Genomic DNA, 18,510 nt, shown 5'->3' with positions numbered 1-18,510 from the left:
AACCCTTAGCGCCAAATGAGAAAGCGCACAGTTAGAAAGAGTGCTGAAACCCCCAACTGCAACGCCGTAATCGGCACCCCATAGCGCAGAAAGGTTTTGAAGCTAATGCGGCGGCCATGGAGTTCCGCAATTCCGGCACCAACAATGTTGGCAGAGGCGCCGACCAGCGTGGCATTGCCGCCCAACGTTGCCCCTAGCATCATGGCATAGAACAGGGGCAGCACCTGGGGGGGCAAATCACCCCCATAACCAGGGTGGAGAATTTCTGAACCTGCTAGACCCACATCGACAAGGTATTTTTTCAGCAGTGGCACCATCGCCACCACAAGGGGGATATTGGGAATGACGCTAGAGAGAATGCCAATCGCAAATAAGAGCAGCAGGGAGCCAAAAAAGATATTTTGGCCAATGAGAATGGCGAGGAGGTGGGAGAGTTGACCAATGATGCCGGTTTTTTCTAGGCCACCGATCAAGACAAAAATGCTCATAAAAAAGATCAGGGTGGCCCAGTCCACATCCCGCAGAATGTGGGTGACCGTATCGATTTTGCTTTGATGGGATAAAAGGAGTGCAAGGGCAGCCCCCATTAAAGCGACCGCAGGGGGAGACACTTTGACGACCATGCCATCGCCAATAACAAAGAAGGTCAAGACAAAGACGATGATCACACAACCCACCGCTAGGGTGCGGGGATGATTAATTTTGGGGTGGGGCAAGTGATCAAGGGAGTTGAGTTCTTTGCGCCAAATGCGGCGAAAGAGAACCGGCAGACAAAAAACAATGACAGCGATTGCCAGTACCCCCCCTAAGCTGAGACGCAGGAGATAATCGGCAAAGCTGAGATTAATGGCATCCCCGACAATATAAGTCGCTGGATCCCCGACAAGGGTCAGCAAGCCAGCGCTATTGGAGACAATCACCATCAAGATAATCAGGGGGACAAAGTCCACCCCCACTTCAGCCGCCATGGGGGGCAACAGGGGGGCAAGGAGCATCACTGTTGTGGCATTGGGCAGTACGGCACAGATGGGGGTTGTCAGAGCCACGATCCCCAGCAGCAGGCGTTTTCCCTGACCTCGGGCAAGGATCACCATTTGGGTGGCCAGATACTCAAATACCTTGGTCGGTTCAAAGGCGCGGACCAGAACCATGACACCGAAAAAGAGAGCGAGAGTACCGTGACTGCGGCCAATGTAGCTAATGGCCTCCCCAAGGGTCATAATGTTGAGAAAGACGAGGAGAATCGCGCCCAAAAAGGCTGCAATGGTAATGTTGATCCACTCGGTCATGATCAGGAGGATCACGCCTAGGAAGATCGTGCCAGCAGCGAATGTATGCCAGTGTTCAATCAGCATTGGGCTTCCTAAAAGTTTCTAAGGTAACAAATTCGGTCAACCCCACGAAACCGAATCACTGGAACACTGAGCAGTTGTGAAAAACAGCCAGTCTCCAACTGAATGCCGACGAAGTTAGCTGACGGGCTAGGATTCAGTGGTATCCTTTCTCGGTGGAGAATGCGCCCCTGATTCGTTGGTTCCTCCGCTCCAAGCTGCCAAGGCTCAGATTAGGCATAAAAAGATAAATTGCTACTCAACGTAGCATAGGCCTCTTGGGGGATTCAAGAGAAGTTCTTCTATGACGTGAATAGAAAATCTTAATAAAAACTTTCCCAGACTGTTGCGCCGCGGTTAAATGTGTCAAAATGTTTCCTGTGTCAATTGAATAGCGGCCTACCCTTGCAAACTCCTACGGCGATCGCCCTTGGCAATTTTGACGGTGTCCATCGAGGGCACCAAGAGGTTATCCGTACGCTTGTTGAAGCAGCGCCTCCCGACTGTTACCGGTCAGTGATTACGTTTTCGCCCCACCCGCAGGCATTTTTTACGGGAGAAGAGCGCCTGCTGCTGACCCCAGAGGCGGAAAAACGTGCCCTTTTGAACCACTATGGCATTGAGCAGGTGATTGTCCTGCCCTTTACCCATGCTCTTGCCCAACTGTCGCCCTTGGAGTTTGTTGAGCAGATTTTGGTACAGCAGTTGCAGGCCAAGGTATTGAGTGTGGGTTTTAATTTTGGCTTTGGCCGTGGGCGATCGGGGACGGCGGCGGATTTGCGCACCCTCTGTGCTGCCTTTGGTATTCCAGTGCATATTGTGCCCCCCTATTGTCGGGGGAGCGATCGCGTCAGTAGCTCAGCAGTAAGGGCCGCCCTCGCCGAGGGAGATGTGGCTTTGGCACGGGAGCTTTTGGGACGCCCCTACCAATTGACCGGCACCGTGATTCAAGGGGAACAGTTGGGACGGCAGTTGGGATTTCCCACCGCCAATCTAGCCCTCCCCCCAGACAAATTATTGCCTCGCCACGGCGTTTATGCTTGCCGCGTTACGGGGGCAGCGTTTGCCACTGAGCAATTGGGGGTGGTGAATATTGGGATGCGACCGACGGTGACGGGTCGGCAAGTGACAACAGAGGTGCATCTATTCAACTGGCAGGGAAATCTTTACAATCAAGAGATCACACTTCATTTAGAGGCCTTTATTCGCCCAGAGGTACGGTTTCCCAGTTTGGCTGCCCTACAGGCGCAAATTGCTGCCGATTGCCAAGTAGCGGCTGATCTTCTTGAACGAGTGGTCTCCTATGCGTGAACCCCTACAGCGACTGGTCAATAACCTTGGACAGGTCATGGTGGGCAAAAAAGCTGCCATTGAACTCATGCTAGTGGGGTTGCTGGCGGGGGGACACGTTTTGCTGGAGGATGTACCGGGGGTGGGAAAAACCCTCTTGGCCAAGGCCTTGGCGCGATCGCTGGCGGGTACCTTTCAGCGCATCCAGGCCACACCCGATCTCCTGCCCACGGACTTATCGGGCACCAATATCTGGAATCCCAAAACAGCGGAGTTTGAGTTTCGCCCAGGTCCTGTCTTCTGCAATATCCTGCTGGCGGATGAAATTAACCGCGCCACACCCCGCACCCAATCGGCACTCCTAGAGGTCATGGAGGAGTACCAAGTCACCATTGATGGCGTCACCTACCCCCTGCCCCAGCCCTTTTTTGTCATTGCCACCCAGAACCCCGTGGAATACCAAGGCACCTTTCCGCTGCCCGAAGCCCAGTTGGATCGCTTTGCCCTGTGTTTTAGCTTGGGCTACCCCACCGAGGAAGAGGAACTACAAATGCTGCAACGGGTGCAGGGGGGCTTAGATGTCAATCAACTGGAACCGTGCCTCAGCTTGGCGGAGATCCAACAGTTGCGGCAGCAGGTGCTACAGGTGCGGGTAGATTCAGTCTTGCAAAAGTACATTCTTGCCCTTGTGCGGGCGAGCCGCGAGAGCGATCGCATTACCTTGGGGGTGAGTCCTCGCGGTACCGTGATGCTCCAGCGCACAGCTCAGGCCTTGGCCTTGCTCAATGGCCGTGACTATGTCCTCCCCGATGATGTGAAGCAATTGGCCCCCCATGTTCTAGCTCATCGTTTGATTACAGCAGCAGGGCGCTCAGGGCGAGCCTGTGTGGCAGAATTGTTGGAAATGGTAGTCGTTCCCTAGGGAGAGTTGGCGCGACTGTTCTCTATGAACATCTCTGCGATCGCCAACCTGTCATTGTAGTGTTAAGTCTTTTTAACATCGCGATCGCCCTCGCAACCGTCGAAGGATTTAGGCATTGATGACAACGATACTCATGACACACGCCCTCCAACAGCAGGGAGAAATTTGGCACAACATCCTCAGCAGCACCCACGCCGCCACCTCTGGCTACTCCACCCGCCACACCCAATACCCAATATCGGGACATTAGCACCGTTGCCGACACAGCTCCAACCCCAAAGGGAGAGGATGATGGGCAGCGCCGCCGTCGCTATCGTGGCTCAAGTTATTAAACTCCCCAGGCTGGATTCGAACCAGCGACCAATCGGTTAACAGCCGACCGCTCTACCGCTGAGCTACTGAGGAATATTGACGATTTTCTAATGTAGCGTAGTTCACTACTCTTGGCAAGTCTCAACCGCCCTGAAGTTTTGGCCAGCGCTGCCGCAGTTCATTCACTACGCGATCCAAGGCAACGGCATGGGAGGCCTTAAAGAGGAGGCGATCGCCCGCTTGCAACTCCCGCAATAGGTACTCCACCAATTCTTCATGGGAAGCAAATTGCTGACTGGGAACGCGCCCTGCCCCCCGTGCAAGGGCTGCTCCTTCATCGCCTTTATCGAGAATTAAGAGGCCATCGAGGTCTAATTGGGCAACCGTGGCTCCCACCTGCTCATGGAAGGAGAGAGAAAACGTGCCTAGTTCCCGCATGGAGCCAAGAACTGCCAGATGCCGCTGACCGGGGAGCGATCGCAACAGATGCAAGGCGGCGACCATGGATTCCAGACCCGCATTGTAGGTTTCATCGAGTAGCAGAATATCCGGCTCTAGGAGATAGCGGCCACTCCGACCACTGGGCAATTCTAACGTCAACTGTCGGGGTAGGCGATCGCTCTTTAAGTTCAAGGCTTGCAACACCCCAAGGGCAGCCAGAAAGTTCAAGGCATGGTGTGCCCCCGCAAGGGGAACGGTGTAGGTGCGTTGATCCACGTGGAGGGTTTGGGGCGGTTGATAGATTCCCCGTAGGGTGCCCCCCTCAAGGCCATAGGTAATCGTGGGCCCTGACCAGACCTGCGCCGCTGTCGGCAAAAGTAGGGGACTATCGGCATTGAGCACGGCTGTTCCCCCTTGGGGCATTTCGGCAAGCAGTTCGCATTTGGCTTGGGCAATGGCTTCGCGGGAACCGAGGCGGCCAATATGGGCAGTACCCACATTGGTAATCACGGCAACATCCGGTTGGGCAATCTGGCTCAAAAGGGCAATTTCACCGCGCGCCCGCATCCCCATTTCAATCACGGCAAATTGGTGGTGGGGTTCCAGTTGTAAAAGGGTTTTGGGCACGCCAATCTCGTTATTGAAGTTGGCTTCGGTTTTGAGGACGGCGCCATAGTGACTCAGGACAGCGGCAATCATTTCCTTGGTGGTGGTTTTGCCCACGGAGCCAGTGACGGCAATGACTTTGGCTGGACATTGCTGCCGCCACCACTGTCCCAAGCGTTGATAGGCAGCTAGGGTATTGGCTACCTGAAGTTGTGGCAGAGCAGAAGACACCGGCACCTCGACAATTAGGGCGATCGCGCCGGCGGCGGCGGCCAGATCGACAAATTGATGGCCATCAAAGGTTTCCCCCCGCAGAGCAACAAAGAGATTGCCAGTTGCGATTTGGCGGGAGTCAGTGCAAATGCCTGTGATTGGCAGATCTGGATGAGTTGTATCTAACCCCAAAGCTTGGGCGATCGCCCCGAGGGTGGTGTTCACGATGTTGCCCCGCCAATGTGGCTGCACTTCAAGTAAGGTTGCAGCACCGCCGGTACCCGCACCGTCCCATCGGGTTGTTGGTAGTTTTCAAGAATAGCTGCCATGGTTCGTCCAACGGCTAGGCCAGAGCCATTAAGGGTGTGGACAAACTGTGTCCCTTTTTGCTTGGCTTCTTTGAAGCGAATCTTGGCACGCCGCGCTTGGAAATCGCCAAAATTGGAGCAACTGGAAATTTCGCGGTAACAGCCGGCAGCGGGCAGCCACACCTCTAAGTCGTAGCACTTCATGGCGCCAAAGCCCAAATCGCCAGTACACAGTTCAATCACTCGATAGGGCAACTGCAGGGCTTGGAGAATAAACTCGGCATCGGCCACAAGGGCTTCATGTTCAGCGGCAGAGGTTTCCGGGTGAACAAACTTGACCAACTCCACTTTGTTGAATTGGTGTAGGCGAATCAGGCCGCGTGTATCTTTGCCATAACTGCCCGCTTCACGGCGAAAACAGGGGGTGTAGGCACAGTGGTAAATGGGCAATTGATCGGCAGCTAAAATTTCATCGCGGTAGAGATTCGTCACCGGCACTTCCGCTGTCGGAATCAGCCAGAGATCATCATCGGCACAGCGAAAACTTTCCTCGGCAAATTTGGGTAACTGCCCCGTTCCCGTCAGCGAGGCACTATTGACCAACAAGGGCGGCAAGACCTCCACATAGCCGCGATCGCGGTGGGTATCAAGCATAAATTGGATCAAGGCTCGCTCAAGGGCAGCCCCCATGCCCACTAGGGTAACAAAGCGACTCTGCGCTACTTTCACCGATCGCTCCACATCCCAGAGTCCCAATTGAGTGGCAATGTCCCAGTGGGGCTGACAAGGCTGGCTCGGTTTATACTCCTCACCCCAGCGGCGTACCTCAACGTTTTCGGTTTCATCGCGGCCAATGGGGGTGGTCTCACTGGGGGGGTTGGGAATCGTTAGCAGCAGGCGTTCCAATTCTTCCTTAAGTTGCCGTTCTTGGGGTTCAAGATCACTGAGTTGCTGCTTGAGATCGTTGGCCTCGGCCTTGAGGGCTTGAATTTCGGGGTCAGTGGCGGCAACGCCGGATTTGATCTTTTTGCCGACGAGGGCACCAATTTCGTTACTGCGGGCTTGGAGGCGCGATCGCTGTTGTTCCAGCTGTCGCTGCTGCGCATCCAACTCTAAAATGCGGTCGAGGTCAAAGTCACCGCCGCGCCGCCGCAGGCGATCGCCAAAGGCTTGGGGATTTTCTCGCAGTTGTTTGAGATCAATCACAGGTGGACGAAAACCAGTGCAAACCGCATTGATCCTATCACCAAGGGAGCAGATTGGCTCTAGGGGGCTGTCTTGCTGTGGTTTGCCATCGACACCGCTAAATTCCTCTATCAACCGTCGAGATTTTGATCAGGAGTGGCGTCAACAAGGGGTCGCCGTCCTCTAAAATGAGGGATGTATTAAGCGGTGTTAGCAATATGAGTGTCATTAGTCAGGTTCTTCTTAAAGCGGACGATGAATTGCGCTACCCCACCACGGGCGAACTCCAGACGATTAGTGACTTTTTCCAAACGGGTGAGCAACGCCTCCGCATTGCCACGACACTGGCCGAAAATGAGAAACGCATTGTTGAGCAAGCCAGCAAACAACTGTGGCAGAAGCGGCCTGACTTCATCTCACCGGGGGGCAATGCCTACGGCCAGAAACAGCGTGCCCTCTGTCTGCGCGACTATGGCTGGTACATGCGCCTGATTACCTATGGCATCCTCGCGGGTGACAAAGACCCCATTGAGCGCACGGGTATTATTGGGGTGCGGGAAATGTATAACTCCCTTGGTGTGCCGATGACAGGGATGGCAGAAGCCATTCGTTGCCTCAAGGACGCCTCCTTGGCACTGCTAAGCACTGAAGATGCTGAAGTGGCGGCACCCTACTTTGACTACATTATTCAAGAAATGTCCTAGGGAGACTGACGGCAGCCAATTCTGCATTCAAGGGGAACACAACCCATGACATCTCCCCTTGAAATTGTAGTTGTCAGCAATGGCCCCGGTGAACTGGCCACTTGGGTGTATCCCTTTGTAACAACGCTGCGGCAACAGGTCAGAGAGGGGCTGCGGGTTTCAGTGGTCATTGTTCCCTGTCCCCATGCCAGTGGTCAAGAAGCGGAGATTGCGCGCCGCTATGCGGAGGTGGATCGGGTGCTGCCGGCCACAGAGTTTTGGCACCTCCTGCGCACAAAGACCACCTGTAGTAATTGGGATTGGTTTGCCGAAGGGGTTGTGGTTTTCTTGGGGGGCGATCAGCTCTTTGCGGTGCTGTTGGCCAAGCGTCTGGGCTATCGCTGTGTGCTCTATTGTGAGTGGCAGGCACGCTGGCAAGGGTGGGTGGATGGCATTGGGTTGCGGCGTCCGCTCCCCGTGGGCAAAACAAGAGCCAAGGTGGCGGTGGTGGGGGATCTGATGACTGATGTGCAAGCCCTTGCCCTCGATTCTCTGCCTGATGTGCGCCAACAGTTAGGCGTTGCTTCAGATGCTTCCCTTGTGGGTCTGATGGTGGGTTCCAAGCCCAATAAGCTCAAGCTGGGGGTGCCCCTTTCGCTGGCGATCGCCGACCATTTAGCTGCTGCTCATCCCCCGATTCAGTGTGTGATTCCCGTGGCACCCACCCTGACGCTCAAGACCCTCAGTTGCTACGCCGATCCCCGCTTTAACCCTGAACTCAAGCACGTTGAGGGCACGACGGCGACACTCATCCAACCCAGTGAAGGGCTACCCTATCTGGAGACGCCGAGGGGTACGAAGGTCTATCTCTGGCAGCAGTTACCCAACTATCCCCTGCTGCGGCAGGTTGCCCTCTGTGTGACAACCGTTGGCGCCAATACCGCTGAACTGGCCGCCTTGAATGTGCCGATGATTGTTCTTTTGCCGGCCCAACAACTGCGGGTACAGCGGGCACACCCTTGGGATGGGTTAGCCGGGTTGCTGGTGGGCTTGCCAGCGATCGGGCGACAGTGGACGGTGCTGGTGTTTTGGGCACTGGTGGCCAAGGGATTGGGCTGGCGGCGGTTTTGGCAGTTGTGGCGATCGCCAGAGATAGATTGGGACTTAGTGAAACAGGGTCTCGGCTACAAGGCGTGGCCGAATATCTGGGCGGGCAGAGAAATTGTACCGGAACTGGTGGGTCCGATTGAGCCGGCGGTGGTTGCTGATCAGATTAAGTCTCTATTGAGCCATCCTCAGAAATTGCATCAGATGCGGCAGGATTTGCGGCAGCAGGTGGGGGCGGCGGGGGCAGCGGCAAAATTGGTGGATTTGACCCTGCAGGTGGCGGGCTGGGCTGCCAGCGATCGAGAATGTCCTTGAGCACAATTTCTGTAAACCAAATTTGACCCACAATCACCAGAGGCAGTGCCAGCAGTAAGCCCAGAAAGCCAAAGAAAATGGCAAAAACAATTTGTGACACCAGCGTCACAGCGGGCAGTAGAGCCACCTGTTTGGCCATGACGACAGGCACCAGCAGGTATTGCTCCAACTGTTGAATCACAATGTAGGCAATGAGAACGGCCACCGCCCGCCACGGATTGTCAATAAAAGCAATGATCATCGGCGGAATCACACTCAGGGCAGGGCCAATATTGGGAATCGCCTCCAGCAGACCGGCCAAGAAAGCATTGGCCAAGACCAACCGCACCCCCAGTAGCGCAAGAGCAATGCCACTGACCACACCAATGACCAGCATATTCAAGCCTGTGCCCGCCAGCCATGCCAAGAGCGCCTGTTCACTTTCGGTGAGAATCGTGTCAATGCGAGACCGATAAAACGCTGGAAAGAGGCGAATGAATCCCCGACGGTAGGGTTGAGGATCAATCACTAGCATCACCGTCAGCACCAAGACCAACAGCGTATTTAGTAGGACCGCCAGTGTATTGGAAAAGAGGGCAAGGAAGTTATTAAAGATTTGCTCAAGGAATGGCTCTAACTGGGTAATCAGCCGATTAATGAAAGGGGTATCATCAAAGCCGCTACTTGGTAAAAGGTAAGCCATCTCATCCAGCCATGCTTCCACCCGTCCTAACCCCTTGGGAATCAATACACCCAGTTGCTGTGCTTCCTGCAAAAAGGGGGGAATGATCATCCAAAAGAAACCAAAGATGATCAGGAAAGTCAAGCTAATACTGATGGCGATCGCCCGGCCTCGTTGTAGTCCCCAGCTCTGGAGTCGCAGTTGCAGCCAGTTGAGTGCCGTTGCCAAGACCACCGCCAAAAAGACCAAGAGTAACACTTGGCGAATTTCCCAGAGGATGTAGAGACACACCCCCAGTACCAGCAAGCCAATCCACTGACCAAACGTCACTACTTTGCGTCCAATTCGTGCCTCAACCCCCTATTAGAGCAGGTTTTGGGACTCTACCATCCCAACCAAAGGAATTGCGAGGTGCTAAATGACAAAGACCGTATTGTTGTCCCGCAGCTGGGGATACTCCGCTGGTGCTCTGTGGTTAAACTGGGCAAAGTAGGCAGCCAAGGGTTCGGGTAGGGTCGGTAGTGTGACTTGGGTATCTCCTTGGGCAATTTCTGGCCAGAGGGACGATAGGGCTTGGGCGAGGGGCTGGGCCTCAGTTTCCGATAAATTAAAGGGCGGTAAGGTGAGAAAGCGCACCATAAACCCCGCACCCCGCTGCAGCATCCATTGGCGGGAGAGATCACTCAAGGTGGGATGGGTCTTCAGGGATTCAATGCGGTAGGATTCCACATCCACTTGCCAGCCCCCTTGGGGATGTTGCTGCAAAATGAGCCGGCGATAGGGATGGGGATAGCTGACGAGGGAACCCGTCGTTAGATCAAACAGCCCCTGCTCATAGGCAATATCTTGGACATGGAGATGTCCGGTTAAGACCAAGGCCACCCCCGCTGATCGCAAGAGGTTCAATAAATCCGCTCGATTCTCCAAGAGGTAGCGCTGCCCCATCGGACTTTGGCTCTGTTGTGGCCAATGCTCAAGGACATTGTGGTGAATCATTACAAGGCGCAGTCCGGCAAAAGGTTTTGCCAATAGAGCCGCCAACCATGCCAGTTGTCCTTGATCGACAGCCCCCATCTGCTGACCCGTTGGACTAAATTGGTTGGAATTCAGGGCAATCAGTTGCAGGTTGTCTGCGAGCAGGGCTTGATAGTAATGCTTGGTGCCCTTGCCATAGCCCGCATGGGGATACCACTGGGGAAAGTCAGCCCAGCCAATACGCTTGTGATCTCCTAGCGGCAGAGGCACATCGTGATTCCCCGGAATCACATAGCAGGGAATGGGCAGGGTTTGCAGATAGGTGCTAAGCCAGCGATGGTTAAGGATTTCGCCATCCCGCGTCAGGTCACCGGGAATCAATAGGGCGTCAATGCCTAACTCTAGGAGATGGGCAACGGCAGCTTCAAAGGCAGGGATACTGACTTCGTAGAGAAAAATGGGGGGATAATCTGTCGGAATTGTCTCCGGCAGGGCGATGTGGGGATCACTGATAATGCCGAGTCGCACCGCCATCGCTATTTCCTAGTGGCGGAAGTGTCGCCGGTTGGTAAAGACCATGGCAATTCCCGCTTCATTGGCTGCTTGGATAGACTCATTATCCCGCAAACTGCCCCCCGGTTGAATAATGGCGGCAATACCAGCAAGGGCAGCGGCTTGCACGGAATCGGCAAAGGGGAAAAAGCCATCACTGGCCAGCACAGCGCCGCGGGCAGCCTCACCGGCCTCCCTGAGGGCAATGTGTACAGCACCCACCCGATTCATTTGACCGGCGCCAATGCCGCGGGTCTGGCGATCGCGACTGACCACAATGGCATTGGACTTAACGTGTTTCACCACTTTCCAAGCAAAGATCAGTTCCGCCATCAACTCTGGACGAGGGGCGGTGGCGGTGACCACTTGCCACGCCTCTGGATCAATGGGGACGGGGTGAATATCTTGGACAAGAAAGCCGCCAGCAATGGTTTGAATCGCCGTGGTGGGAGCCGTCTGCAACTCAGGTAAGGTGAGAACCCGCATCTTGGGCTTGGTTTTCAGGATCGGTAGCGCTGCTTCCTCACAGGCGGGAGCCACCACACACTCTAAAAAGGTACGGGTCAGGGCTTCAGCGGTGGCCACATCCAAGGGGCGATTGAGAGCAACAATGCCGCCAAAGGCAGAAACACTGTCGGCTGCAAAGGCACGTTCGTAGGCTTCCACAAGGGTTTTGCCCTCAGCCACGCCACAGGGATTGGTGTGTTTAATAATGACGGCAGCGGGGGCACCCTCCCCTAAAAATTCACTGATCACTGCCCGTGCCGCTTCTAGATCTAGCAGGTTGTTGTAGCTAAGTTCTTTGCCCTGAAGCAGGTCGGCGGCTGCCCAACCACTGGGGTGTGCCCCACTCATGTACCAAGCAGCCCGTTGATGGGGATTTTCGCCATAGCGCAGGACTTGTTTTTGCTGCCCCGTTAGGTGGAAGACCGGCGGCAGAATTTCTGGTTCAGTACCAGGGGACGTGATTTCTTGGAGATACTCGGCGATCGCCTGATCGTAACTGGCCGTCAGCGCAAACGCCCGCTGGGCACAGGCAAGGCGAAAAGCAGGTTGAGCTTCCCCGTGTAATCGTAATTCCTGAAGGTAAGTTTCATACTGGCTGGGATCCACCAATACTGTCACATGGGCATGGTTTTTGGCAGCAGCGCGAATCAGCGTCGGCCCACCAATATCAATTTGCTCGATCGCCTGGGCAAGAGTCACGTTGGGCTGGGCAATTGTTTCGGCAAAGGGATAGAGATTGACAACCACCAGATCAATCGGATTAATCCCTTGGGCTTGCAGATCAGCCTCGTCTTCGGGGCGATCGCGCCGTGCCAAAATACCGCCGTGAATTTTGGGATGCAGGGTCTTGACCCGCCCACCAAGGATTTCCGGTGCCCCTGTGTACTCCGAGACCGTTGTCACGGGAATCCCCGCTGCCTGTAAGGTCTTTGCGGTGCCACCACTACTCAGGAGCGTAAAGCCAAACTCCTGCACCAAGGCCGTAGCCAACGCCACCAGTCCCTGCTTATTGCTGGTGCTGAGTAAGGCAATTCGCCCCATGCCTGCAATCCTCCTAGGCGACTAAGAACACCTATTTTAGCGGTTTTAGCGGAACATACTGCTCACAGAGCTATCTTCATGGATGCGCCAAATGGTTTCGCCGAGAATACTCGCCACCGACAGCACCGTGAGTTGGGGAAAACGTTGCGTCTCCGGTACAGGAATCGTGTTGGTGACAATCACCTCTTCAAAATCGCCCCCTTGGAGTCGCTCGATCGCTGGCGGTGAAAAAACCGCATGGGTGGCACAGGCATAGACTTCCTTGGCACCTTCCCGCCGCAGTAACCGTGCTCCTTCTAAAATCGTGCCGGCTGTATCAATCATGTCATCCACGAGCACCGCTGTCTTGCCCTTAACATCCCCCACCACGTTCATCACTTCGGCCACATTGTGGGCTTGGCGTCGTTTATCAATAATGGCGAGGGGCGCATCATCAAGCTTATTGGCAAAGGCACGGGCACGAGCCACCCCACCCACGTCGGGGGACACCACCACAATATCCTCAAGATTTTTGCTGCGCAGGTAGTCAAGGAGTACGGGTGAACCATAGACATGATCCACGGGAATGTCAAAGTAGCCTTGAATTTGCGCTGAGTGCAGATCCATGGCCAAAACGCGACTCGCTCCCGCTTGCGTAATCAGGTTGGCTACTAGTTTGGCGGTAATGGACTCGCGGCCAGCGGTCTTGCGATCGGCACGGGCATAGCCATAGTAGGGAATCACCGCAGTCACTTGGCGGGCTGAAGCGCGGCGGCAGGCATCCACCATGATCAGCAGTTCCATCAGGTGGTCATTGACGGGTCGGCAACAGGGCTGGATCAGATAGACATCACAACCGCGAATGGATTCTTGAATCTGCACGTACAGCTCGCCATCAGCAAATCGCTTGCGCACCATTGGGCCGAGATCAATACCGAGGTAGCGGGCAATTTCCTGAGCAAGGGCAGTGTTGGCAGAACCCGAAAACAGCTTTAGACGACTATGATCAGAAATGTGAGAGGGGGTAGTCGTGGGCAATGGCGCAGTGTGAATCACAGCATCTCCCCAAGATGGCGTGCATTTTGACTTTGATCTTATCATTTCCAATTTTGGGAGCCACTACCCTAGGATTGAATTTATAGAAAGATGAATTTTGAGGTCATCAGCTTTGCCAATGGCGCGATCGCAATTCCCACGATTGGGGGATGTTTTTTTGTCACCGATAGGGGTCGCTTGGTTATTCCTTTTACCTGCACTTTTGTTTCTGACAATTTTTGTTTTTTTGCCGATTTTGTACCTTGTCTATCTTAGTTTTACGACGGGGAGTTTTAGTCAAGAAGGGGTGCGTTGGGTTGGCCTGCAAAATTATCAGCAATTGCTCCTGAGTCCAGACTTTTGGCAAGTGATTGGCAATACCCTCTATTTCACAGGGGCAACGGTGCTACCGACGATTGTGCTGCCCTTACTCTTGGCGGTGGGTCTCAACCAAGGGATCAGGGGACGGGATCTGCTGCGCACGGCCTACTTTTTACCAACAATGACCTCGATTGTGGCGGCGGGTTTAGGGTTTCGTTGGCTGTTTCAAACCGATGGCCCGGTGAATCAACTGGTGCAAACCTTGGGGGGACAACCGATTGCTTGGCTGAGTGATCCCACCTGGGCAATGCCAGTGCTGATTTTGCTCAGTAGCTGGAAGCAGTTGGGGTTTAATTTAGTGGTCTTTTTAGCGGGGTTGCAAACGATTCCCCGCGATCGCTATGAGGCGGCACTTCTCGATGGTGCCAATGCTTGGCAACAGTTTCGCTACATTACGCTGCCGGGGTTGCGACCCACCTTAATTTTGGTGTTTGTCACAACAACGATTTTCACATTGCGCAGTTTTGAACAGGTCTATGTGGTGACCGGTGGCGGCCCCTTAGATACAACAAACCTGCTGGTATTTTATATTTACCAACAGGCCTTCGCGTTATTTGACTTTGGCTATGCCGCTGCGGCAGCAACGGTTCTTTTGGGAGTCACCTTTGGACTGATCTGGCTACAATTGCGTACGCGCCAAGACCCCAATCTCTAGAGAGAGGAGCCAAGACCAGCGTAGGCACCGTAGAAAAACAGCCCGACAATGACAATCACTCCCATGCCGGCCACCGTGGCCACAACCCAGAGGGGAATGCGTCCGCCTTCAGACAACATGATCAATTCCTCCTAAGCAGATTCAGTTATAGAGAAGAAATTTAGTTAAAGAAGTAGCTTGAAAAGAGCAACGCAAGGACGAAGATCAGCAGCAACCCTAGGTACAGGGATGTGCGATTCAGTTCGACCGGCTGACGGTTGGGATTCGGTTCCATGGCTGCACCTTCCTAACGTTGGATAAACTGCATTGCCGCGATCGCCCCGAGGAAGAAAATCGTGGGCACAGCAAGGGTGTGAACGGCCAACCAGCGGACCGTAAAAATTGGGTAAGAAACGGGTTCTTGATTGGGGGTATTACTGGTCATGGCAATCCTACTTCACCTGTTCTAAGAAGGTTTCAACTTGTTGTTTAGCTTGAAAGCGATCGGTCACCAGAGGAATCGACCGCTGTTCCTGAGCATAGTAGCTATCGGGGCGTGGTGTGCCAAACACATCATAGGCCAAACCGGTGCTGACAAAGAGCCAGCCAGCAATGAACAACGCCGGAATGGTGATGCTATGAATCACCCAATAACGGACACTGGTAATAATGTCGGAAAATGGTCGTTCTCCTGTCGTTCCAGCCACGTTGCGATGCCTCCAAAGTGTCTAATGTTAAAAAAAGGAAACGGTACTATCTATCATACAGCCTTTTTTCACAACGATTGAGCCGCCTAAATAAGAACTGCAAGTCCCCTGTACAGCGCTAAAACTTTGGTCTATAGGCCTAAAGTCCAGCCTTGGCCAAATCGGTGAGCACATCTGCAGCACTCTGGTAGCGATCGCGAAAGTTATACTTGATCATTTTATTGATAATGGCAACAAACTGCGGCGAAAGATGCCGTCCCGGCTGCCAAATCATATCACCCGTGTTGCGATCAGAGGGCAAATCCATCGGGGCGAGTCCCGTCAGACCTTCAACAATAACCATGCCCAAAGAGTAAATATCACTGGCAATCACCGGTCGTCCTGCCATTTGCTCGCTAGGGGCATAGCCACGGGTACCAATGGAGATCGTATATTTGCCGTGCTGGAGCAAATCCTCGGGCTGGACATGGCGTACCGCCCCAAAGTCAATCAAAAACAGTTGTTGATCACTGCGGCGGCGCATGATATTAGCAGGCTTAATGTCGCGATGCACCACCCCAAACTGATGCACATACTGCAAAATTTCCAGAATACTCTTGAGAATGGTGAGGGCTTCGGCTTGGGAGAGGGTAATTTTCTTTGCAAACTCCTCCTTGAGGGATTCCCCATCCACATACTCTTGGGTGAGATAGAAATATCCCCCCTCTTCAAAGTAAGCCAGTAATCGAGGGATACGCTCGTGTTGACCCAATTGGGCTAAGGTTTCTGCTTCCCGCTGAAAGAGGCGACGGGCAATGGCCAAAAAACGTTCATCCTTGCGGGAGGGCACCAACTGCTTGACCACGCAGATCGGATGATCCGGCAGGTGTAAATCCGCAGCCAAGAACGTGCGCCCAAATCCCCCTTCGCCTAGTTGACTCAGGACACGGTAGCGTCCCCCCACAGTTTGTGGTAAGGGTTCACTGGCTTCTTCGCTGATGTCAGAAATGACGGTGGTTTTGGGTTGGGTGCCGCTCGGTGTTTGTGTCTCTGTGGTTGGGGGGGGCGGCGAGGGGACTGTCGTGGTGGGAATCACCTCTGGCCGCTGGGTGGCATCCACAGGCGCCGCGGTTAAGGGGTCAGGGTTGGATCGCTGGGTTGCTGGTAGGTCTCCCTTGGGGGTGGCTGGGATTGACAATTGGGTTTCGGGCAAATCTGCGCTGGTTGTAAATTGGGTGGGTGGAGTTGAGGTGATGTCCAGTGGTGTTTCAGGGGTCTCCCCATCGGGAGTTGAGGTGACTTCTGCTAGACTCACGGTCTCAGGTACTGATAGTTGGGTTTCAGGCAAGTCCACACTGGTTGCAAATTGGGTTGAGGGCGTCGAGGTCAGTTCTGGGGTAGTTAGTGGCTCAGGTAGGGTGAGTTGCGTTTCGGGTAAGTCAGGGCGCAGTGTCGAGGGGATCTCTGAGGGAACTGTTGGCTGCGGGGTAGGAACCACCCTCTGGGTTTCAGGAAGCTCAACATGGGTAGGTTCAGGAGCAGTTGTGGGAGTTTCTGGCAATTCGGTGGCGGCAGTGGCAGCGTCCTCAGGGTGAACCACTAAGAAGGTTTCCCTCTCAGTGATGGATTGTGGTGGTGTCTCGCGGATCTCTGTGGGGGGAATTTGATCAACGACGGAGGTGAGGAGGGTAGGTGCGGTGTGGGGTTTATCTCCAGGGGGTGGGGTGGGTTCGATGGGGGTAAAGGAAATTGCTGTTTCCGGTTGCAGCACCGTTGCATTGGCATCCGTCTCTAGGCGAGAGACTTCTGTTGGCGAGGTTTCAGGGATTTCCAGAATGGGGGCTGATTCAGGTGTGGTTGATTGACTGATGCCTTCAGTCATTAACTCCAAGGGAGTTGCTGAGCGGCCACTGGGGACAGCCGTCGGTGTAGAGGGGGTGGGGGTGGATTCTCCAGGACTGAAGGCACGATAGCCCAGCATCAAAACCGCCGCACTGCCAAAGCCAACCAGAGGTGCCACCAGCGGAAGCCAACTCCCCTGTAAAAAGAGGAGGAATGTCAGGCCACTGAGACCCAGTCCCCCAGCAACCAACAGCGGCACAATCACCCAGCGCTGTCCCTTGGCGATGATCAGGGCACCAAGGCCAGACCAAGCCAGAATCCAAAGGGCGATCGCCTCCTGTGGCCATGTACCAATTGGAAAACGGTTATCCAGAGCCGCTGCTAGCAAATCTTCAAGGATCGCTGCTTGAACCACAACACCGGGGGTGAGGCGGTTGGTTTGCCCCGGCAGGGTAATCGGAATCAAAAACTTATCGTTACTACTACTGCCAGTGAGGCCAATGAGGACGGCGCGATCGCGCACCTTAGAGGGCAGCACTTGACCTGTCAGCACTTCGCTCAGGGTGACGGTTTCATAGGGCTGGGTTGGGTGGGCGTAGTTGATGAGGATTTGAAACCCCGCGGCATCTAGGTTGTTGTAGCCCCCCCAGTTGCTGGTTAAGGCCTGAAAGCGAGCCGTTCCTAAGTCAAGGCGGTTCTCAGTCACAGCTTGGGGATGAGTCCCCAGAAAAACACGCGCCAAGGCAAGGGCAAAGGATTGAGGGGTGGAGCAGCGATCGCTGGCTTCGGGTTGAGTTGCCAAAATCGCCCGCCGCACCACGCCATCCTCATCAATGGGAATGTCCGCAAATCCCACCTGATCATTTAGCAGTCCAGCGGGAGGGGCAATTCCGGCATCCGTTTCGCCCCCCACTTTACAGACAATAACGGTGTTGGGCTGGGTCATCATCACCCGTCCGAGGGAGGGCAGCACATCGGTTGGCGGCTTGAAGCGATCGGACACCGGAAAATCGCGAAAAATGTCAATGCCAATGACCTTGGGTTGGTACTCCTGCAATTCGTTGACGGCCTGAATGAGCACTTCGTCAGGAATTGGGTACTGCTTGAGGGTTTGAATATCAGCCTCGGTAATCTCAACAATCAGCAGTCGCTGGGACGTGGCCGGTGTCGATCGCCAGCGCAGCCATTGGTCATAGACTCTTAATTCCAACGGTTCCAGCAGGCCACCCACTCGCAGCGCAAGGACACCCACGGTGGCGATCGCCGTGGCAATGGCCGCCGGTAGAGCGCGTTTAAGATAATCAGGGATGGAGACAGGGATCATGGCACAAATTGGGGCTGTTCTGCTGAGGCTGAAAGATGCTAAGAGCAGTTTCGCTTCTATCCTGACCTACACCACGGGCGATCGGCAAATTTACGAGGACAACTTTTAACATCCTGCCCACTCCAGAGGGCAACATGATCCCCCTAGGTGGCGGAAGGTGAAACGACTATAATCATTGAG

At 54.4% G+C, this 18,510-nt stretch carries 17 protein-coding genes, 1 tRNA gene and 1 riboswitch; of the genes, 5 read left to right on the top strand and 13 right to left on the bottom strand.

Annotation, left to right across the window (positions count from 1 at the left end):
- Positions 1-5: 5 nt before the first annotated feature.
- Positions 6-1,355, bottom strand: a complete 1,350-nt coding sequence (locus tag M0644_RS10080; protein ID WP_286625574.1) for an ArsB/NhaD family transporter — start codon at positions 1,353-1,355, stop codon at positions 6-8.
- 87 nt (positions 1,356-1,442) lie between these two features.
- A riboswitch (cyclic di-AMP (ydaO/yuaA leader) is annotated at positions 1,443-1,581 on the bottom strand.
- Between the two features lie 113 nt (positions 1,582-1,694).
- Between M0644_RS10080 and M0644_RS10075 the strand changes: the two genes are divergently transcribed.
- The 3 genes from M0644_RS10075 to M0644_RS10065 all read left to right on the top strand — a co-directional run bounded on the left by M0644_RS10075 (position 1,695) and on the right by M0644_RS10065 (position 3,793).
- Positions 1,695-2,642: a bifunctional riboflavin kinase/FAD synthetase gene (locus M0644_RS10075; RefSeq protein ID WP_149820482.1), complete on the top strand. Its 948-nt coding sequence runs from the start codon at positions 1,695-1,697 to the stop codon at positions 2,640-2,642.
- The gene (locus M0644_RS10070) at positions 2,635-3,543 is read left to right on the top strand and encodes a MoxR family ATPase (protein WP_149820480.1); all 909 of its coding nucleotides are present in this window, start codon (positions 2,635-2,637) and stop codon (positions 3,541-3,543) included. Before M0644_RS10075 ends, M0644_RS10070 begins: the two co-directional genes overlap by 8 nt.
- A gap of 118 nt (positions 3,544-3,661) precedes the next feature.
- Complete coding sequence (locus M0644_RS10065; RefSeq protein ID WP_286625572.1) at positions 3,662-3,793, top strand: hypothetical protein; 132 nt, start codon at positions 3,662-3,664, stop codon at positions 3,791-3,793.
- A gap of 83 nt (positions 3,794-3,876) precedes the next feature.
- On the opposite strand, the gene M0644_RS10060 is transcribed toward M0644_RS10065, so the two are convergent.
- The 3 genes from M0644_RS10060 to serS form a co-directional block, all read right to left on the bottom strand.
- Positions 3,877-3,948: transfer RNA gene (locus tag M0644_RS10060), tRNA-Asn, on the bottom strand.
- 48 nt (positions 3,949-3,996) lie between these two features.
- Positions 3,997-5,343 (bottom strand): UDP-N-acetylmuramoyl-tripeptide--D-alanyl-D-alanine ligase, encoded by a 1,347-nt coding sequence (gene murF, locus M0644_RS10055; protein ID WP_399374384.1) that lies wholly within the window; start codon positions 5,341-5,343, stop codon positions 3,997-3,999.
- Positions 5,337-6,629, bottom strand: coding sequence for a serine--tRNA ligase (serS, locus tag M0644_RS10050; RefSeq protein ID WP_286625570.1), 1,293 nt, complete (start codon positions 6,627-6,629; stop codon positions 5,337-5,339). The genes murF and serS overlap by 7 nt, the downstream gene beginning before the upstream one ends.
- A 197-nt stretch (positions 6,630-6,826) precedes the next feature.
- On the opposite strand from serS, the gene apcD reads away from it, so the two are divergent.
- Positions 6,827-7,312, top strand: coding sequence for an allophycocyanin subunit alpha-B (gene apcD / locus M0644_RS10045; RefSeq protein WP_190278062.1), 486 nt, complete (start codon positions 6,827-6,829; stop codon positions 7,310-7,312).
- A gap of 1,252 nt (positions 7,313-8,564) precedes the next feature.
- On the opposite strand, the gene M0644_RS10035 is transcribed toward apcD, so the two are convergent.
- The 4 genes from M0644_RS10035 to M0644_RS10020 all read right to left on the bottom strand — a co-directional run bounded on the left by M0644_RS10035 (position 8,565) and on the right by M0644_RS10020 (position 13,529).
- Complete coding sequence (locus M0644_RS10035) at positions 8,565-9,704, bottom strand: AI-2E family transporter (protein WP_399373857.1); 1,140 nt, start codon at positions 9,702-9,704, stop codon at positions 8,565-8,567.
- Between the two features lie 84 nt (positions 9,705-9,788).
- Positions 9,789-10,883 carry a metallophosphoesterase gene (locus M0644_RS10030; RefSeq protein ID WP_286625568.1) on the bottom strand — a complete coding sequence of 365 codons (1,095 nt, stop codon included), beginning with the start codon at positions 10,881-10,883 and terminating at the stop codon, positions 9,789-9,791.
- 9 nt (positions 10,884-10,892) lie between these two features.
- Positions 10,893-12,449 carry a bifunctional phosphoribosylaminoimidazolecarboxamide formyltransferase/IMP cyclohydrolase gene (purH, locus tag M0644_RS10025; RefSeq protein ID WP_286625567.1) on the bottom strand — a complete coding sequence of 519 codons (1,557 nt, stop codon included), beginning with the start codon at positions 12,447-12,449 and terminating at the stop codon, positions 10,893-10,895.
- A gap of 45 nt (positions 12,450-12,494) precedes the next feature.
- Positions 12,495-13,529 (bottom strand): ribose-phosphate pyrophosphokinase, encoded by a 1,035-nt coding sequence (locus M0644_RS10020; protein WP_149820465.1) that lies wholly within the window; start codon positions 13,527-13,529, stop codon positions 12,495-12,497.
- 73 nt (positions 13,530-13,602) lie between these two features.
- On the opposite strand from M0644_RS10020, the gene M0644_RS10015 reads away from it, so the two are divergent.
- A complete protein-coding gene (locus tag M0644_RS10015; RefSeq protein WP_149820463.1) occupies positions 13,603-14,499 on the top strand; it encodes a carbohydrate ABC transporter permease in 897 nt (298 codons plus the stop codon).
- On the opposite strand, the gene M0644_RS10010 is transcribed toward M0644_RS10015, so the two are convergent.
- From M0644_RS10010 to M0644_RS09990, 5 genes are all read right to left on the bottom strand, one after another.
- Positions 14,496-14,615, bottom strand: a complete 120-nt coding sequence (locus M0644_RS10010) for a photosystem II reaction center protein J (RefSeq protein WP_099798822.1) — start codon at positions 14,613-14,615, stop codon at positions 14,496-14,498. The two genes, M0644_RS10015 and M0644_RS10010, sit on opposite strands and share 4 nt — an antisense overlap.
- 44 nt (positions 14,616-14,659) lie before the next feature.
- The gene (locus tag M0644_RS10005; RefSeq protein WP_149820459.1) at positions 14,660-14,773 is read right to left on the bottom strand and encodes a photosystem II reaction center protein L; all 114 of its coding nucleotides are present in this window, start codon (positions 14,771-14,773) and stop codon (positions 14,660-14,662) included.
- 12 nt (positions 14,774-14,785) lie between these two features.
- A complete protein-coding gene (gene psbF, locus M0644_RS10000; protein ID WP_099798824.1) occupies positions 14,786-14,923 on the bottom strand; it encodes a cytochrome b559 subunit beta in 138 nt (45 codons plus the stop codon).
- Between the two features lie 7 nt (positions 14,924-14,930).
- On the bottom strand, positions 14,931-15,185 hold the full coding sequence (gene psbE / locus M0644_RS09995) for a cytochrome b559 subunit alpha (protein WP_149820457.1): 255 nt from the start codon (positions 15,183-15,185) through the stop codon (positions 14,931-14,933).
- A gap of 139 nt (positions 15,186-15,324) precedes the next feature.
- Positions 15,325-18,330, bottom strand: coding sequence for a CHASE2 domain-containing protein (locus tag M0644_RS09990; protein ID WP_286625564.1), 3,006 nt, complete (start codon positions 18,328-18,330; stop codon positions 15,325-15,327).
- Positions 18,331-18,510 lie beyond the last annotated feature (180 nt).

Origin of the sequence: Thermosynechococcus sp. B1, assembly GCF_030322985.1 — a bacterium.
Classification (GTDB): domain Bacteria; phylum Cyanobacteriota; class Cyanobacteriia; order Thermosynechococcales; family Thermosynechococcaceae; genus Thermosynechococcus.
Note: the sequence above shows the minus strand (reverse complement) of the source record. Positions and strands in the feature narration are given on the sequence as shown.

Excerpts from the sequence above, each read along its gene's own strand:
- purH (WP_286625567.1), bottom strand. The coding sequence starts at position 12,449 with ATGGGGCGAATTGCCTTACTCAGCACCAGCAATAAGCAGGGACTGGTG.
- M0644_RS10080 (WP_286625574.1), bottom strand. The coding sequence starts at position 1,355 with ATGCTGATTGAACACTGGCATACATTCGCTGCTGGCACGATCTTCCTA.
- psbF (WP_099798824.1), bottom strand. The coding sequence starts at position 14,923 with ATGACCAGTAATACCCCCAATCAAGAACCCGTTTCTTACCCAATTTTT.
- M0644_RS10070 (WP_149820480.1), top strand. The coding sequence starts at position 2,635 with ATGCGTGAACCCCTACAGCGACTGGTCAATAACCTTGGACAGGTCATG.
- M0644_RS10065 (WP_286625572.1), top strand. The coding sequence starts at position 3,662 with ATGACAACGATACTCATGACACACGCCCTCCAACAGCAGGGAGAAATT.
- M0644_RS10005 (WP_149820459.1), bottom strand. The coding sequence starts at position 14,773 with ATGGAACCGAATCCCAACCGTCAGCCGGTCGAACTGAATCGCACATCC.
- M0644_RS09990 (WP_286625564.1), bottom strand. The coding sequence starts at position 18,330 with ATGATCCCTGTCTCCATCCCTGATTATCTTAAACGCGCTCTACCGGCG.
- M0644_RS10015 (WP_149820463.1), top strand. The coding sequence starts at position 13,603 with ATGGCGCGATCGCAATTCCCACGATTGGGGGATGTTTTTTTGTCACCG.
- apcD (WP_190278062.1), top strand. The coding sequence starts at position 6,827 with ATGAGTGTCATTAGTCAGGTTCTTCTTAAAGCGGACGATGAATTGCGC.
- M0644_RS10020 (WP_149820465.1), bottom strand. The coding sequence starts at position 13,529 with ATGATAAGATCAAAGTCAAAATGCACGCCATCTTGGGGAGATGCTGTG.
- M0644_RS10030 (WP_286625568.1), bottom strand. The coding sequence starts at position 10,883 with ATGGCGGTGCGACTCGGCATTATCAGTGATCCCCACATCGCCCTGCCG.